This is a genomic window from Clostridium sp. Marseille-Q5894, from assembly GCF_946902305.1.
Lineage (GTDB): Bacteria > Bacillota_I > Bacilli_A > Erysipelotrichales > Coprobacillaceae > Thomasclavelia.
This window is the reverse complement of record NZ_CAMPPT010000002.1, coordinates 630,268-646,389: the sequence shown is the minus strand read 5'-3', so window position 1 is coordinate 646,389 and position 16,122 is coordinate 630,268. Positions and strand designations below refer to the sequence as shown.

Annotated in this window: 14 protein-coding genes; 13 read left to right on the top strand and 1 reads right to left on the bottom strand. The window is 30.4% G+C overall.

The features are described from left to right. A partial coding sequence (locus tag OC535_RS05760; protein ID WP_498823372.1) for a hypothetical protein occupies positions 1-425 on the top strand: 425 nt, incomplete at its 5' end. A gap of 216 nt (positions 426-641) precedes the next feature. Here OC535_RS05760 and OC535_RS05755 read toward each other — a convergent pair. Next, on the bottom strand, positions 642-1,898 hold the full coding sequence (locus OC535_RS05755; protein ID WP_227053364.1) for a hypothetical protein: 1,257 nt from the start codon (positions 1,896-1,898) through the stop codon (positions 642-644). A 123-nt stretch (positions 1,899-2,021) separates the two neighbouring features. Here OC535_RS05755 and pnp point away from each other — a divergent pair, with 123 nt between their 5' ends. The 12 genes from pnp (at position 2,022) to htpG (ending at position 16,071) form a co-directional block, all read left to right on the top strand. After that, the gene (pnp, locus tag OC535_RS05750; RefSeq protein WP_024720664.1) at positions 2,022-4,154 is read left to right on the top strand and encodes a polyribonucleotide nucleotidyltransferase; all 2,133 of its coding nucleotides are present in this window, start codon (positions 2,022-2,024) and stop codon (positions 4,152-4,154) included. Beyond that, positions 4,154-4,714, top strand: coding sequence for a Maf family protein (locus OC535_RS05745; protein WP_227053365.1), 561 nt, complete (start codon positions 4,154-4,156; stop codon positions 4,712-4,714). The genes pnp and OC535_RS05745 overlap by 1 nt, the downstream gene beginning before the upstream one ends. A gap of 112 nt (positions 4,715-4,826) precedes the next feature. Next, a complete protein-coding gene (locus tag OC535_RS05740) occupies positions 4,827-5,942 on the top strand; it encodes a 6-phosphofructokinase (protein WP_024720662.1) in 1,116 nt (371 codons plus the stop codon). 398 nt (positions 5,943-6,340) lie between these two features. After that, positions 6,341-7,810 (top strand): ABC transporter permease, encoded by a 1,470-nt coding sequence (locus OC535_RS05735; RefSeq protein ID WP_498823371.1) that lies wholly within the window; start codon positions 6,341-6,343, stop codon positions 7,808-7,810. 1 nt (position 7,811) lies between these two features. Next, positions 7,812-8,483, top strand: a complete 672-nt coding sequence (locus OC535_RS05730) for an ABC transporter ATP-binding protein (RefSeq protein ID WP_024720661.1) — start codon at positions 7,812-7,814, stop codon at positions 8,481-8,483. Positions 8,484-8,652: 169 nt separating this feature from the next. Then, the gene (locus tag OC535_RS05725; protein ID WP_024720660.1) at positions 8,653-8,865 is read left to right on the top strand and encodes a FeoA family protein; all 213 of its coding nucleotides are present in this window, start codon (positions 8,653-8,655) and stop codon (positions 8,863-8,865) included. A gap of 13 nt (positions 8,866-8,878) precedes the next feature. Continuing rightward, entirely contained in the window at positions 8,879-9,100 is a 222-nt protein-coding gene (locus OC535_RS05720) for a FeoA family protein (RefSeq protein ID WP_024720659.1), read from the top strand. A gap of 12 nt (positions 9,101-9,112) precedes the next feature. Next, the gene (feoB, locus tag OC535_RS05715; protein WP_498823370.1) at positions 9,113-11,296 is read left to right on the top strand and encodes a ferrous iron transport protein B; all 2,184 of its coding nucleotides are present in this window, start codon (positions 9,113-9,115) and stop codon (positions 11,294-11,296) included. 14 nt (positions 11,297-11,310) lie between these two features. Then, the gene (locus OC535_RS05710; RefSeq protein WP_498823369.1) at positions 11,311-11,517 is read left to right on the top strand and encodes a FeoB-associated Cys-rich membrane protein; all 207 of its coding nucleotides are present in this window, start codon (positions 11,311-11,313) and stop codon (positions 11,515-11,517) included. A gap of 84 nt (positions 11,518-11,601) precedes the next feature. Beyond that, entirely contained in the window at positions 11,602-12,435 is an 834-nt protein-coding gene (locus tag OC535_RS05705; protein WP_498823368.1) for an HAD family hydrolase, read from the top strand. Positions 12,436-12,479: 44 nt separating this feature from the next. Then, positions 12,480-14,042 (top strand): glycosyltransferase-like membrane protein, encoded by a 1,563-nt coding sequence (locus OC535_RS05700; RefSeq protein WP_227053370.1) that lies wholly within the window; start codon positions 12,480-12,482, stop codon positions 14,040-14,042. Positions 14,043-14,181: 139 nt separating this feature from the next. Then, positions 14,182-16,071 carry a molecular chaperone HtpG gene (htpG, locus tag OC535_RS05695; protein ID WP_024720654.1) on the top strand — a complete coding sequence of 630 codons (1,890 nt, stop codon included), beginning with the start codon at positions 14,182-14,184 and terminating at the stop codon, positions 16,069-16,071. Positions 16,072-16,122 lie beyond the last annotated feature (51 nt).

The following is a 16,122-nucleotide window of genomic DNA, read 5'->3' as shown; positions in this document are numbered from 1 at the left end:
ACACTGCTATAATGAAGGAAAGAGAAGAAGATATAGTGGAGATGGTGATAAAGATGTATGACAAGTTTAGAAGTAATGAGCCGATATGGTCATTAGCGAATCAGTTAGCGTTAGCGAAGCTTAGAACCGAATCCTTAGAGATGGAGCGCGAAGAAAAGACAGCCAAAAGGATCGAAGAGGGAATCAAACAAGGTATCGAACAAGGGATTGAGATTGGACGAGAAGAAGGAGTTGAAATAGGCAAAAAAGAAACTTTAAAAAAAGAAAAACAAAGATGCATCAAGATATTAAAAAAGCAATATCATCAAGACTGCCAGGAATGGGTAGAAGGATTGAGTGAAAAACAAATAGAATTAATATATGAATATATATTTGAAGAAGATGATTTTGCAGTGTTTAAACAAAAAGTAGATAATACTTATTAAGAAAATTTATAATATTAAAAGGAAATTTCGAAAACTGTGGTATTTTTAATAGAATAAGAAATTTCTTTTTTTTATATAGATACTTTTGTCAAGAAAAATGTGTAAATTATTTTTAGATATTTTTCAGACAATCATTAAACAATTACTACATATGCTTAAATAAGTAAATTAAACAAAAAACAGAAGAAATTGATAATTCTTCTGTTAGTTTTGTTTTTAGTAACCAAAGTCTAAATATTCTTCAGTTGTTACGATTAAAATAGCTTTGCTGGTAACAACACCTTTTTTGTTGTCAAAAGTTTCAATTGGAGTATATTCAACTTTATCACGACGTTGAACTTCTTCATCATAAACATAATCAGCTTGTCTAAAGAAAATGCCATCTTCATCATATTTTGAAATAGTTCCTAATGCTTTTTGATTGTTGTAATGAACTACTGTACCTTCAACTCTTTCAACATATTTATCAAGACTATTCATGATTTTTTCATACATAATGTCGTAAAGCTCACTAGAATCTTGGTCTTTGTATTTATCGCCATGATCATTTTCTGGAGTATATTCTTTGTTGTTTTCTTGACAAAGTTTTGTTAAGAAAAGATCAACGATTTCGATTAATTCAGGATCGTTAGTTCTTTTTGTTGCCTCTTTTAATCTTAGATAAATTCCTAAATGATCAATGCTATAGCCATTTTCAAAGAATTCATATAATAAATAAGCGTTAGCTTCTTTGATATTACCGATGTTAGCATTTGTTTTATATAAAACCTCGTAAAAGTTAATATTACGGATACGATTATGTAGAGATAAAAAGATTTTCTTAGCTTCTTCATATTGTTCTAATTCAACTAATGAACAAGCTCTTTGATAATTGATCCATTGTAATGTGTTAAAATGCCATTTCAAAGGTAAAGATAGTGCATTGTTTGCTGTTTCTACACATTCTTTGTATTTTTTAGCTTCGTATAGAGCTTTTACTTTTAAACGATAGTAACGTTCTTTTTTAGATTCAAATTCTTTTCCTTCAAGATTAGTAAATGGTTTATCATCTAGTAGATTTGGATCTAGTAAATCAAGCATCTCAATTAATTTTTCACAATCTTTTGGTTTTTCTCTTTGCAAATACTTAATTGCTCGATTTACAGATGGTTCCATTGGTGAGTATCTTTCTTGTTTACAGATAGCCAAGATATCATCAAGGACACTAAAGAAAAGTGTTTCATTTTCTTTAATTTCGTTATCATCAATGTTGATGAATTTGTTGTAAAGAGCATAACCATACTGGTTTAAAAATCCTCTTAAGTTTGGGCACAAAGACAAAAATGTTTTTCCAACTTCAATTGCTTCTTCGTTGTTGTCGCTTTTTTTCAATAATTTGATGTAGTCGTTAGCTTGGAAATCATTGAAAGAAGTAGGATCTTCTTTAAATTTTGCATTGTATACCTCTAAGCTTTTTAATTCGTTTTCATTCATAAAATCACCTCTGATTAGTATTATAACATTTTTTTAAACGGTTTTGCAGTAGTTAAGTAATAAATTGTTTTGAAATAGAAATTTATATGTTATAATGGCTAAGATAATAGATGAGGTGAAAGAATGAGTAAACAAGTGTTTAGTATGGATTTTTATGGTAAAAATCTAAGTGTGGAAATTGGAGAATTAGCTAAACAAGCTAATGGATCTGTATTAGTAAGATATAATGATACAGTTATTTTATCTACTGTTGTTGCCGGAAAAGAACCAAAAGATGTTGACTTTTTTCCACTAACAGTGACTTATGAAGAGAAATTATATTCTGTTGGAAAGATTCCAGGAGGATTTTTAAAAAGAGAAGGGCGCCCAAGTGAGCATGGAACATTGACAGCAAGAATGATCGACCGACCAATTAGACCGTTATTTGCGGATGGTTTTAGAAATGAAGTTCAAAGTGTTAATACTGTTTTATCAGTCGATCAAGATGCAACTCCAGAAATGGCTGCGATGTTAGGAGCGTCATTGGCCTTATGTGTTTCTGATATTCCTTTTAATGGGCCGATTGCTGGGGTCAATGTTGGCTTGGTTGATGGTGAATTTATTGTTAACGGAACGCCTGAACAATTAGAAAGATCATTAATTAATTTAGAAGTAGCAGGAACTAAAGATGCCATTAATATGGTTGAAGCAGATGCTAAAGAAGTAAGTGAAGAAGTCATGTTAGAGGCTTTGTTATTTGGTCATGAAAAAATTAAAGAATTGATTGCATTCCAGGAAAAAATCGTGGAAGCTTGTGGAAAAGAAAAATTAGAAATTCCTTTATTTGAATTAGATGTTGATTTAGTTGAAGAAATTTCAAATCGGGCAAAAGCAGAAATGGTGGCTGCTGTTTCGATTCCTGGGAAGTTAGAAAGATATGGAGCAATTGATGAATTAGTTGCTCAAGTGACTGAAGAATATGATAATAGAGAATATGAAAATGAAGAAATAAAAGCTAATGTAATGAAACAAGTCGGAATCATTTTACATGATTTAGAAAAAGATGAGGTTCGTCGTTTAATTACTGAAGAAAAGATTAGACCTGATGGACGTAAGCTTGATGAAATCAGACCGTTGGATTCCCAAGTCGACTTATTACCGAGAGTTCATGGTTCAGCTTTATTTACACGTGGGGAAACACAGGTTTTATCAGTGACAACTTTGGGGGCAATCGGTGAACATCAAAAAATTGATGGTTTAGGACTGGAAGATCAAAAACGTTTTATGCATCATTATAATTTCCCACCATATTCAGTTGGTGAAGTTGGTAGAATGGGGGCGCCAGGTCGTCGTGAAATAGGGCATGGAGCGCTTGGTGAAAGAGCTTTGGCACAGGTTATTCCTGGTGAAGATACTTTCCCATATACGATTAGAGTTGTTTCAGAAGTATTAGAATCTAATGGTTCATCGTCTCAAGCGTCTATCTGTGCTTCGACAATGTCATTAATGGCAGCAGGAGTACCGATCAAGGCTCCAGTTGCTGGTGTTGCCATGGGATTAGTTAAAAAGGGTGATGATTATACAATTTTAACAGATATCCAAGGGATGGAAGATCATTTAGGAGATATGGATTTTAAAGTTGCTGGAACGGAAAAGGGAATATGTGCTTTACAAATGGATATTAAGATAGATGGAATTACTAAAGAAATTTTACAAGAGGCTTTGGCTCAAGCTAAAGTGGCTCGAAAACAAATTATGGCTAATATGTTAGAAGCAATTAGTGAGCCAAGAGCACAGTTGTCACCATATGCGCCAAAAGTTCAGATGATGAAGATTGAACCAGATCAAATTAAATCAGTTATTGGTCAGGGTGGAAAAACAATTAATGAAATTATTGAACAGTCTGATGGCGTTAAAATCGATATTGAGCAGGATGGAACAGTTATTATTTATCATTATGATCAAGAAGCAATCAATAAGGCGATAGCATTAATAGAAAAAATTGTTAAAAAGGCTAAAGTTGGTGAAGTATATGATGGTAAGATCGTTAGAGTTGAAGATAATTATGCTTTTGTAAATTTATTTGATGGAACAGACGGATTCTTACATATTTCTGATTATGCTTATGAAAGAACTAAAAAAATGGGTGAAGTAGTAAAGCTTGGAGATATTATTAAAGTTAAAGTTACTAAGGTTGACGAAAAAGGAAAAGTTAACGTTTCTAGAAAAGCTTTGCTTCCTAAACCTGTAAAAAAAGAAGAAAGTAAAGCAGAATAATGAAAAAAATTATTTTAGCTAGTAGCTCACCTAGAAGAAAAGAGCTTTTAGAATTACATAAAATTGATTTTATAATTGATTATGTAGAAATAGATGAAGTGTTAGATGAAAAGCTAGCACTTCCTTTACGTTTGGAGAAATTAGCCTATCAAAAAGCTTTACCTATATCATTGAAATATCCCAATGATATAGTTGTTGGGGCTGATACAATGGTATGTTTAAAAGAAAAGATGTTAGGAAAGCCGCGTGATCGTAATGAAGCTTTTAAAATGTTAAAACAATTGTCTAATCAGACACAAATCGTTTATTCTGCGGTTGCTATCATAGATAATAATAAAGTTAACACTTATCATGATAGTACTAAAGTGACTTTTAAAGATTTAACAGATCAGGAAATTAATGATTATTTAAATACAAGCGAATGGCAGGGCAAAGCAGGAGCATATGCTATTCAAGGGACCGGAAGAAGTTTAGTGACTGAAATAGATGGAGATATTGAAACTGTCATTGGCTTGCCGGTTAAAATCATTGAAAGCTATTTAAAAAATAGAATTTTATAGAATAAAATTCTATACAATTATGAATAATAATGTTATTATTTTATGGAAACGGTAACATTTTTGTTGTGTTTCAGTAAAAAAAAATTATAATATAATCCATGGAGGGATGTTTATGGCAGACGTAAAAAGAATCGCATTATTATCTGGTGGTGGAGACTGTCCAGGTTTGAATGCAGTTATCAGAGCGGTAACAAAAGCTGCAATTAACGAATACGGGTATGAAGTTATTGGTTATGTTTATGGATACCGCGGTTTATATAACAATGATTACATAGAATTGACAGTTGACAAGGTAGAAAATATTTATAAAGAAGGTGGAACTATTTTATTTAGTTCTAATAAAGATAATTTATTTGATTATCTTGTTGATGATGGAAATGGTGGAAAAGTTAAAAAAGACGTTTCAGATGTTGGCGTTGAAAATTTAAAAAAAGCTGGTGTTGACGTATTAGTTGTTTTAGGTGGTGATGGAACATTGACAAGTGCCCGTGATTTTTCACGAAAAGGTGTTAATGTAATTGGAATTCCTAAAACAATGGATAATGATCTACCAGCAACAGATCTAACATATGGATTTATTAGTGCTTCTTCAGTAGGTACAGAATTTATTGATCGTTTAAATACGACAGCTAAATCTCATCATCGAGTTATTTGTTGTGAGTTAATGGGTCGTGATGCTGGATGGATCGCTTTATATTCAGGAATGGCCGGAAATGCTTCATGTATTTTGATTCCAGAAATTCCTTTTACAATTGATAATATTGTAAAACATGTTGCTAAACGTGATGAAGAAGGATATCCATATACAGTAATTGCTGTTGCTGAAGGTGCTAAATATGCTGATGGTACAAAAGTAATTGGAAAAATTGTTGAAGATAGTCCAGATCCAATTCGTTTAGGTGGTATTGCCGCAAAAGTTGCTGATGATTTGGAAAAGGCAATTCCAAATCATGAAGTACGTTCTGTAAATCCAGGACATATTATTCGTGGCGGAGATATTCAATCATATGATCGTATTTTATCAATTCGTTTTGGAGTCAAAGCATTGGAACTTATCAAAGAAGGTAAGTTTGGTAATGTAGTTACTTTAAAAGGTGAAAATATGTCATATACTTCTTTAGAAGAAGTAATTGGAGATGCAAAATTTGGTAGACAAAAACACGTTGATCCAAATGGTGAATTAGTAAAAGCGGCTAAAGCAATTGGAATTTGTTTTGGAGATGAATAGAGATGGGTGACCATCTCTTTATTTTTTTAAAAATTTTGAATTTTTTAAAATAAATTGGGGATACTATTATTGAGGTGAATTTATGAATAAACCAAAACACGAGCAACAATCTAATAATCAAAATGCAAAAGATCAATTAGGTGATGATAACATTGTTGTATCAGGAAATAAGAAAAATTCTAAAATAAAAGCATAAATAACATGTCTTTGGAATTTTCATGTAAATGAAGATTCTAAAGACTTTTTTGTTATTTAAAATAAATATAGCGATATCTCATAAAAAATAAGGCATTTGATAGCTATAAAGATAAATTACCTTTAGGATTACTTTTTTTCACATATTTGTACGATTTTACCAATATATTTGTTTTGATATATTGATACCAGGAGGTAGAGGTATGTTAAAAAATGCATTTCTAAGTATTAGAAAAAATATTGGTAAAACAATTTTATTATTTGTAATTATGATCGTGATTGCAAATTTAATAATTGCTGGATTATCAATACAAAGTGCATCAAAAAAATCAATGGATCAAATTCGTTCAACACTTGGTAGTGATGTTACTTTGACAACGAATATGAAAAACATGATGAATCAAAGAGAAAAGGGGCAGGCTGTAGATGAAGTTAGGGCAAGCGTTACAATTGCAATGGCTGATCAATTAAAAAATCTACAATATGTGAAGAGTTACAATTACAACATTTCAACTTCAGCTGATAGTGACACTATTGATCCAGTTGAACTTACTGCAGATGAAGAAAATCAAAGTGAAGGTGGTATGCAAGGTAATATGCAAAAACCTGATAACTTTCAAGGAGGATTTGATAGTAATCAGGGTGAGTTTTCAATCAGCGCTAATACAACAATGGAATATATAGATACTTTTAGCGAAGAGAAAAGTACTTTAATCGAGGGGAGATTATTATCAGCAAATGATGCTGGAACTAATAATTGTGTTATTGAAACGACTTTAGCAAGTGATAATGACTTAGATGTAGGTGATACAATAACGTTAACAGCTACAGTTAATGATGAAACGATTAGTCATGACTTAACGATTGTCGGAATTTATGAAGTGAACGATTCACAGCAAATAGGAGGACCTGGTCAAAGTAATCCTTTTAATACAATTTATACAGATTTATCAATTGGTCAACTTTTTTCTGGAAGTGATTCTGATCTAACATCAGCAGTTTATTATTTAGATGATCCAGAAAATTTGGAAGCTTTTCAAGAATTAGCTAAAGAGAAAAGTGATATTGATTTTGAAACTTATAGTTTAGATGCAAATGATCGCTTGTATCAGCAAAATATAAACAGTTTAGAAAATACTCAGTCATTTGCAACAATATTTTTAATTGTTGTTATTGGGGCTGGAAGCGCAATATTATGTTTGATTTTAATTTTAACTATTAGAAATCGATATTATGAAATTGGAGTTTTCTTGTCTCTTGGACAAAGTAAAATCAAAATAATTTTACAACAATTATTGGAAATGCTTCTAGTAGCAGCAGTTGCATTTGTAATTTCTTTAGGAACAGGGAAAATGGTTTCTAATCTTGTTGGGAATATGCTTGAAGCAGGAACTAACGATAATCATGTTCAAATGGAAATACCTGCAGTTGATCAAGAAACAGCAGATAGTAATTTGGATCAAGGAGCAGAAGTTTCAAAGTTTGGAAGAAGAATGTTTAATGATGCTTTTAGCGGGCCGGAGAATACAGAATTAGATGTTTCTTTAACCGTGCCGACAGCAGCTAAATTAGCAGGTATTACTGCTGCTATTTGCTTAGTTTCAATCGTGATTCCATCAGCTTATATACTTAGACTATCACCTAGAGAAATTCTAGTGAAAAAGGAGGGGTAATATGGAAACAATATTAGAATTTGAAGATGTTTCATACCATTATTTGGATGGTTCTAGTAATGTAACGATTTTAGATAAAGCAAATTATAGTTTTCAAAAAGGGAAAATATATGCAATCGTAGGAGCTAGTGGTAGTGGAAAAACGACAACGATTATTTTAGCTGGCGGTTTAGATAAACCCAAAAGCGGCAAGGTCTTTTTCAAAGGGACAGACACTGCAAAAATAGGTCTTAATAAATATCGTCGTAACAATATTTCAATCGTTTTTCAATCATATAATTTGATTCATTATATGAATGCTTATGAAAATGTTGTCAATGCTATTGAAATTGCTGGGGTAAAGATTCCTAACAAAAAAGAATATTGTTTAAAAATTTTAAATGATTTAGGATTATCTAAAGAACAATGCCTTCGTGATATTAGAAAATTATCTGGAGGACAGCAGCAAAGAGTTGCGATTGCTCGTGCAATAGCTAAAGATGTTGATTTGATTTTAGCTGATGAACCTACTGGTAATCTTGATGAAAAAAATTCTCGAGAGATTTTAAAAGCGTTTATTGAATTGGCACATAACAATAATAAATGTGTTATTATTGTTACTCATTCACCTTCATTAGCTAAAAAGTGTGATGTACAGTTGAAAATCAATGATGGGCAAATCGTTGAAATATAAAGTTTTATCAATTCCAGAGCATTAATAAATGCTCTGGTTTTTTATAAACTATTTTAAATTTTGAGTTAAAATATTCTAACTTTTTTATGTGATAGTATTGACATTTTAGTTAGCGGGGTATAACATAAACATAGTTAGATATAACTAACAGAAAAGTGAGGAAGTGGTGATGATGCCTTTAACTATGGCAAATATTGGTGAAGCACAAACTATCAAAAAAGTTGGTGGAAAACAAGAAGTAAAGTTATTTTTAGAATCACTTGGTTTTACAGTGGGCACCACTGTCACTGTTGTAAGTAAGAATCAAGGAAATTTAATTACTAAAATTAAAGAATCAAGAGTTGCGATTAGTCAGGAAATGGCTAATAAGATTATGATTTAAGGGGGATTAATCGGTGAAGACACTAAGAGATGTAAAATGCGGTACAAGTACTAAAGTAGTAAAACTACATGGTGATGGTGCTGTCAAAAGAAGAATCATGGATATGGGAATCACTAAAGGTACAGAAGTATTTGTGCGCAAAGTTGCGCCATTAGGTGATCCAATTGAAGTAAAGGTAAGAGGTTATGAATTATCTTTACGTAAAGCAGATGCTGCCATGATTGAAGTCTTATAGGAGGGTGAAAAAATGTCAATTACAATTGCGTTAGCAGGTAATCCGAATAGTGGAAAGACAACACTATTTAATGCCTTAACTGGTTCTAATCAGTTTGTGGGAAACTGGCCAGGAGTAACGGTAGAGAAAAAAGAGGGGAAATTAAAAGGAAATAAAGATGTTAAATTAATGGACTTGCCAGGAATTTATTCTTTATCACCTTATACATTAGAAGAAGTTGTAGCTCGTAATTATTTAATTCAAGAGCGTCCAGATGCAATTATTAATATCGTAGATGGTACTAACTTAGAAAGAAATCTTTATTTAACAACACAAATCATGGAATTAGGAATTCCGGTTTTGATGGCGATTAATATGATGGATCTTGTTAATAAAAAAGGTGATAAGATCAATATTAGAAAGTTATCTAATGAATTAGGCTGTCAAGTAGTTGAGATTTCAGCTTTAAAAGGAACAGGAATCAAAGAAGCAGCTGATCAGGCAGTAAAATTAGCACGTTCAAAAAATATTAATATGCCAGTTCATAAATTTGATAAAGCAGTTGAAAAGGAATTAGATAATATTGCGATGATGCTTCCAGGAGATATTCCTGAAGAACAAAAACGTTTTTATGCTATTAAATTATTCGAACGTGATGATAAAATTACAGGTTTAATGAGCACAGTTCCTAATGTTGAGGCAACTATCGTTAAAACTGAAAAAGAATTTGATGATGATGCTGAAAGTATTATTACTAATGAAAGATATCAGTTCATTACTTCAATAATTAATGATTGTTATAAAAAAGGAAATAATGAAGAATTATCGATTTCTGATAAAATCGATAGAATTGTTACTAACCGCTGGTTAGCTTTACCGATTTTTGCGGTAATTATGTATATAGTTTATTATGTTTCTGTCAGCACTGTTGGTACATGGGCTACTGATTGGGCTAATGATGGTGTGTTTGGAGATGGATGGAGTTTATTTGGTTTAGCTATTCCATCAATTCCAAGTTTGATTGAAGGATTATTAGAATCGTTAGGAACTGCTGCTTGGCTTAATGGTTTGATCTTAGATGGTATTGTAGCCGGAGTTGGTGCCGTATTAGGATTTGTGCCTCAAATGCTGGTATTATTCTTCTTTTTAGCGATTCTTGAATCATGTGGTTATATGGCACGTGTTGCCTTTATCATGGACCGTATTTTTAGAAAATTCGGTTTATCAGGTAAATCATTTATTCCGATGTTAATTGGTACTGGTTGTGGAGTTCCTGGGGTAATGGCTTCAAGAACGATTGAAAACGATCGTGATCGTAAAATGACGATCATGACTACTACATTTATTCCTTGTGGTGCTAAGTTACCAATTATTGCATTGATTGCTGGAGCGTTATTTAATGGTGCTTCTTGGGTTGCCCCTGCAGCATATTTTATTGGTATTGCCGCAATCATTACTTCTGGTATTATTTTAAAGAAAACAAAACGTTTTGCTGGAGATCCAGCACCATTCGTAATGGAGTTACCTGCTTATCATATGCCTACTCTTTTAAATGTTTTAAGAAGTATGTGGGAAAGAGGATGGTCATTTATTAAAAAAGCTGGTACAATTATCTTATTATCTACTATTTTAGTTTGGTTTACTTCTTATTTTGGATTTGTCGATGGTCAGTTTACAATGCTTGAAGATACTCAATTAGATCATAGTATTTTAGCTTCTATTGGTAATTTAATTGCTTGGATCTTTACACCACTTGGTTGGGGTGATTGGAAGGCTGCAGTTGCTGCAATTACAGGATTAGTAGCTAAAGAAAATGTTGTTGGTACATTTGGTATTCTTTATGGATTTGCTGAAGTTGCCGAAGATGGTGCCGAGATTTGGGGCACATTAGCTTCAAGTTATACTCAAATTGCAGCATTTTCATTCTTGATTTTCAATTTACTTTGTGCTCCATGTTTTGCCGCTATCGGAGCAATAAAAAGAGAAATGAACAATGGTAAATGGACTGCTTTTGCAATTGTTTATCAAACTGTATTTGCTTACTTAGTAGCATTTTCTGTATATCAGATCGGTAATACGATCATTACAGGATCATTTACGATCGCAACGATTATTGCAATTGTAGTAGTGATTGGATTTATCTATTTATTAGTTCGTCCATATAAAGAAAGTAAAAATCTTGATGTTAATTTAGATAACGTAGTTACTCAAAAATAGAGGAGATGTTAATGATGGTATGGCTAAATGAAAATTTATCAACGATTTTAGTGAGTTTAATTATTGTGTTTGCAGTAGTTTTAGCGATACGTTCAATTAGGAAAGATAAAGCTAATGGCAAGTCAAGTTGTGGTGGTAATTGTAATAGCTGTGGCGGCTTGTGTAATAGTAAAAGTAATTTAGTTGATACTTATCATCATGATCATGCTAGGAAGTGTTGATACACTTCCTTTTTTATTTGTAAAAAAGAAGAAAAATTATTACAATAGTTGTATAATGAAATAAATTATATTTTAGGAGGGTTTATGAATAAAAAAGCAATTTTTTTAGATGTTGATGGAACTTTAGTAGCTAATCATCGAGAAATGAGTGAAAAAGTAAAAGAAGGGATAAAAAAGGCTCGTGAAAATGGACACAAAGTCTTTATTTGTACAGGTAGAAATAAAGCTGGTATAAAAAATGAGTTAAATGCAGTTGAATTTGATGGTATTATTGCTAGTGCTGGCAGCTACGTAGAAATCAATAACAAAGTAGTACATAGTGCATATTTTGATAATTCATTAGTTAATAAAATTACAAGTATTTTCGATAAATTTAATATTTATTATAATTATGAATGTACAACAATGACTTTTACGACAGATAAGATGGTTCAGTTATTTGTTGGAGGAATAAATTTTGAAATAGGCAATTCTGAATTTGAACGTTTAAAAGCTCAACAGCATGATAAGTTTAATATCAAAGATATAAATACTTACACTAATCAAGGAGTTCATAAGATTTGTTTTATTTCATTAAATCAAGAAAAACTTGATAATGCTTTAAAACAATTAAAAGATGATGTTAATATAGTAATTCATGAGATGTTTGATGAAACTACGATCAACGGAGAGTTAATTTCAAAGACAGATAATAAAGCTACAGGAATTCAATATGCAATTGATTATCTAAATATTGATATAAAAGATACTATTGCTTTTGGTGATAGTATGAATGATTATGAAATGATTGATTTTGTTGATCATGGTGTGGTTATGGCAAATGGCAATGCAAAACTTAAAGAAATAGCTTCAAGTATATGTAAGAGTGTTGATGAAGATGGAGTTTATGATGGTTTTGTTAATTTAGGAATAATTTAACAGTTATGGATTTAAAAATAGTAATGTAAAAACAGGTGATCATAATGCGTGATAAAGAAAATATTTCAAGCGTTTTTTATAAAATAATAATTGGATTATTTGGAATTATGATTTTAATGATTTTAGGAATGAATATTATATTTTCTCAAGGTATGGATTATGCATGTAAAAATAATGTAACTATGTCTAATGGGGTATTGTTGATTTTAGGAATAATAGGGGTACTAGTCTTGGGGACGATTTATAATATCTTTTTTAGAAGACGTATTAATAAATTATCTAAAAGAGAATGTAATATCTTACTAATTGTTGCCTGTATTATTTTATTAATTATTCAATTATATATAGCTTATAATATTTATTTTTTATCGGGGTGGGATGTTTCTATTTTAAGAAATACTTCAACTGATTTAGCGAATCAGCAGCTTTTAAATTCGCAGTATGTAAATTATGGTTATTTTACAAGATATCCTAATAATGTCTTTTTAACATTTATCTTTACAATAATTAAAGAAGTCGCGATATTTTTAAAAATAGAAAATCTTGATTTTTCACTAGTTGTAATAAGTGTTTTATTGGTGAATATCTCAGCTTGGTTTATTACTAAAAGTGCTGCAATTATTTTTAAAAATAGATATTATTCAGTTTTAACATTGTTTATTTATAGTATTTATATTGCTTTATCACCATGGATAACAATTCCTTATTCAGATAGTTATTCAATTATTTTTACCACAGCAGTTTTATATTTTTATTTAAATCGAAAGAATATGAATGAATATTTAGCCTGGAGTTTAATTTTTATCTTATCATTGATTGGCTATTTAATTAAACCAACCTGTATCATTATTTTAATTGCAATCATGTTAGTGGAATTTTGGAAATTTGTTTTTTATAGTAATAAGCGAAAATTAAGATGTACTAGATTTTTATTAGTATTACTTTCTTGTATGATAGTTTTTTTAACTATTAAAAATTATTCTAATAATTATATTGGTTATGAAGAAAACGAAGCTGATGCTTTTCCACTTACCCATTTTTTGATGATGGGGATGAATCCAGTTACAAAAGGTGTTTATTATGAAGATGATGTGATGTATACAGCTTCGTTTATTGGAAAAGAAGAAAAAATCAAAGCTAATTTAGAAATGGTAAAAAAAAGATTAGAAGATTATGGCATTTCTGGATATTTTAAATTATTAGGTGAGAAGTTGATGACTAATTATAATGATGGTACTTTTGCTTGGAGTGTTGAAGGCGGTTTTTATCTTACTGTTTTAGAAGCACCTAATAATTCTAGTGCTAAAATATTGCGAGATATTTATTATTATGATGGCTTATACTACAAAAGTTATGCAACCTATCAGCAAAGTATTTGGATAACGATTTTATTTTTTATTCTGCTTGCAGTTAAAAGAATTGTTAATACTGATAAAAGGGATATTTATGTAATTGTTCTGGCAATTATTGGAATCACTTTATTTTTACTATTATTTGAAGCAAGAGCCAGATATTTATTTTTATATTCACCATATTATATTTTGTTAGCAGTTATCGGAATTCAAAGTTTTATTGCGTTTATGCATAAAAAACTGAGTTCAAAATAATAAATGTTTATTAAATATAAAGTTTAGCAAAAAAATTTAAAAAACTAGCACTCGGGGGTTGACAGTGCTAAGGTGTTGTATTAAAATAGCTTTAGCACAAAAGAAAGATGAGTGCTAATATAAGAATGGAGATGTAATTATGGCTGAAAAGAAACAATTCAAAGCGGAATCAAAAAGATTATTAGATTTAATGATTAATTCTATTTATACACATAAAGAAATTTTTTTAAGAGAGTTAATTTCTAATGCAAGTGATGCAAGTGATAAATTATATTATAAAGCACTTACTGAAAATATTTCATCAATTAATCGTGATGATTTGAATATCGAAATTGGTTTAGATAAAGATAAACGTGTTTTAACAATTAAAGATCATGGAATCGGGATGGATAAAGATGAATTAGAAACTCATTTAGGTACGATTGCTAATAGTGGATCTTTTGAGTTCAAGAATGAAAATGATCATGATGATATTGATATTATTGGACAATTTGGGGTTGGTTTCTATGCCGCTTTTATGGTTGCTAAAAAAGTAGAAGTAATTTCTAAAAAATATGGTAGTGATCAGGGACATACTTGGGTATCTGAAGTTAGTGATGGTTATGAAATTTTTGAAACAGATGTTAGTGAACATGGAACAACGATCAAATTATATTTAAAAGATAATACTGAAGATGAAAATTATGATGAATATGTAAACCAATATCATATTCGTGATTTAGTAAAGAAATATTCTGATTATGTTCATTATCCAATTAAAATGGATATGACTGTTTCTAAGAAAAAAGAAGATAGTGATGAATATGAAGATGTAATTGAAAATCAAACATTAAATTCTATGGTTCCTTTATGGAAAAGAAATAAAAAAGATATTACAGATGAAGAATACAATGAGTTCTATAAAGATAAATTTAATGATTTCAATGATCCATTGAAAGTAATTCATACTCGTGTTGAAGGTAATGTGTCATATGATTCAATATTATTTATTCCTTCTAAGCCACCGATGAATTATTATTCAAATGAGTATGAAAAAGGACTACAATTATATTCACGCGGTGTCTTTATTATGGATAAAGCTAGTGAATTAGTACCTGAACATTTTAGATTTGTTAAAGGATTAGTAGATTCTGAAGACCTATCATTAAATATCTCACGAGAAATGTTACAGCATGACCGTCAACTAAAGGTGATTGCTGATAAGATTGAAAAGAAGATCCAAAGTGAATTAGAAACAATGCTTAAAAAAGATCGTGAAAAATATGAAGAATTTTTTGATAGCTTTGGTTTACAGTTGAAATTTGGTATTTATAATAGTTATGGAATGTTAAAAGAAAAACTTCAAGATCTATTATTATATTATTCTAGTAAAGAAGAAAAACTTATTACATTGGCTCAATATGTTGAAAATATGCCTGAAGGACAAAAAGAAATTTATTTTGCAAGTGGTGAAACTAGAGAAAAGATTGCTACTTTACCACAAGTGGAGCTAGTTAAAGATAAAGGTTATGATGTCTTATATTTAACTGACAATGTTGATGAGTTCTGTTTCCAAATGATGCGAGATTATAAAGAAAAACCATTTAAATCTGTAGCTCAAGGTGATTTAGATATTGAAACAGAAGAAGAAAAGAAACAATTAGAAAAGACTAATGAAGAAAATAAAGATTTATTGACAGCAATCAAAGATTCATTAGGTGATAAAGTTGTCGATGTTAAAGTATCTTCACGTTTAAAATCACATCCAGTATGCTTAGTATCAAGCGATGGGGTATCATTTGAAATGGAAAAGGTTTTAAATCAAATGCCTGAAGGTAATAATGTTAAAGCAGGAAGAATTTTAGAAATCAATCCAAATCACGATATTTTCAATGCGATGAAAAAGGTTTATGAAAATAACAAAGATAAAGTTGGAGACTATGCAAGTATTTTATATGATCAAGCATTATTGATTGAAGGATTCTCAATTGATAATCCAGTTGAATTCTCAAATAAAATTTGTGATTTAATGATTGAATTAAATAAATAATAAATAGGCTAATAATTAGCCTATTTATGCTATAATAGTAAAAAAAGGGGA

What these genes read in the sequence shown, in the direction of transcription:
- OC535_RS05755 (WP_227053364.1), bottom strand. Translation starts at nt 1,898, where the DNA reads ATGAATGAAAACGAATTAAAAAGCTTAGAGGTATACAATGCAAAATTT.
- pnp (WP_024720664.1), top strand. Translation starts at nt 2,022, where the DNA reads ATGAGTAAACAAGTGTTTAGTATGGATTTTTATGGTAAAAATCTAAGT.
- OC535_RS05745 (WP_227053365.1), top strand. Translation starts at nt 4,154, where the DNA reads ATGAAAAAAATTATTTTAGCTAGTAGCTCACCTAGAAGAAAAGAGCTT.
- OC535_RS05740 (WP_024720662.1), top strand. Translation starts at nt 4,827, where the DNA reads ATGGCAGACGTAAAAAGAATCGCATTATTATCTGGTGGTGGAGACTGT.
- OC535_RS05735 (WP_498823371.1), top strand. Translation starts at nt 6,341, where the DNA reads ATGTTAAAAAATGCATTTCTAAGTATTAGAAAAAATATTGGTAAAACA.
- OC535_RS05730 (WP_024720661.1), top strand. Translation starts at nt 7,812, where the DNA reads ATGGAAACAATATTAGAATTTGAAGATGTTTCATACCATTATTTGGAT.
- OC535_RS05725 (WP_024720660.1), top strand. Translation starts at nt 8,653, where the DNA reads ATGATGCCTTTAACTATGGCAAATATTGGTGAAGCACAAACTATCAAA.
- feoB (WP_498823370.1), top strand. Translation starts at nt 9,113, where the DNA reads ATGTCAATTACAATTGCGTTAGCAGGTAATCCGAATAGTGGAAAGACA.
- OC535_RS05710 (WP_498823369.1), top strand. Translation starts at nt 11,311, where the DNA reads ATGGTATGGCTAAATGAAAATTTATCAACGATTTTAGTGAGTTTAATT.
- OC535_RS05705 (WP_498823368.1), top strand. Translation starts at nt 11,602, where the DNA reads ATGAATAAAAAAGCAATTTTTTTAGATGTTGATGGAACTTTAGTAGCT.
- OC535_RS05700 (WP_227053370.1), top strand. Translation starts at nt 12,480, where the DNA reads ATGCGTGATAAAGAAAATATTTCAAGCGTTTTTTATAAAATAATAATT.
- htpG (WP_024720654.1), top strand. Translation starts at nt 14,182, where the DNA reads ATGGCTGAAAAGAAACAATTCAAAGCGGAATCAAAAAGATTATTAGAT.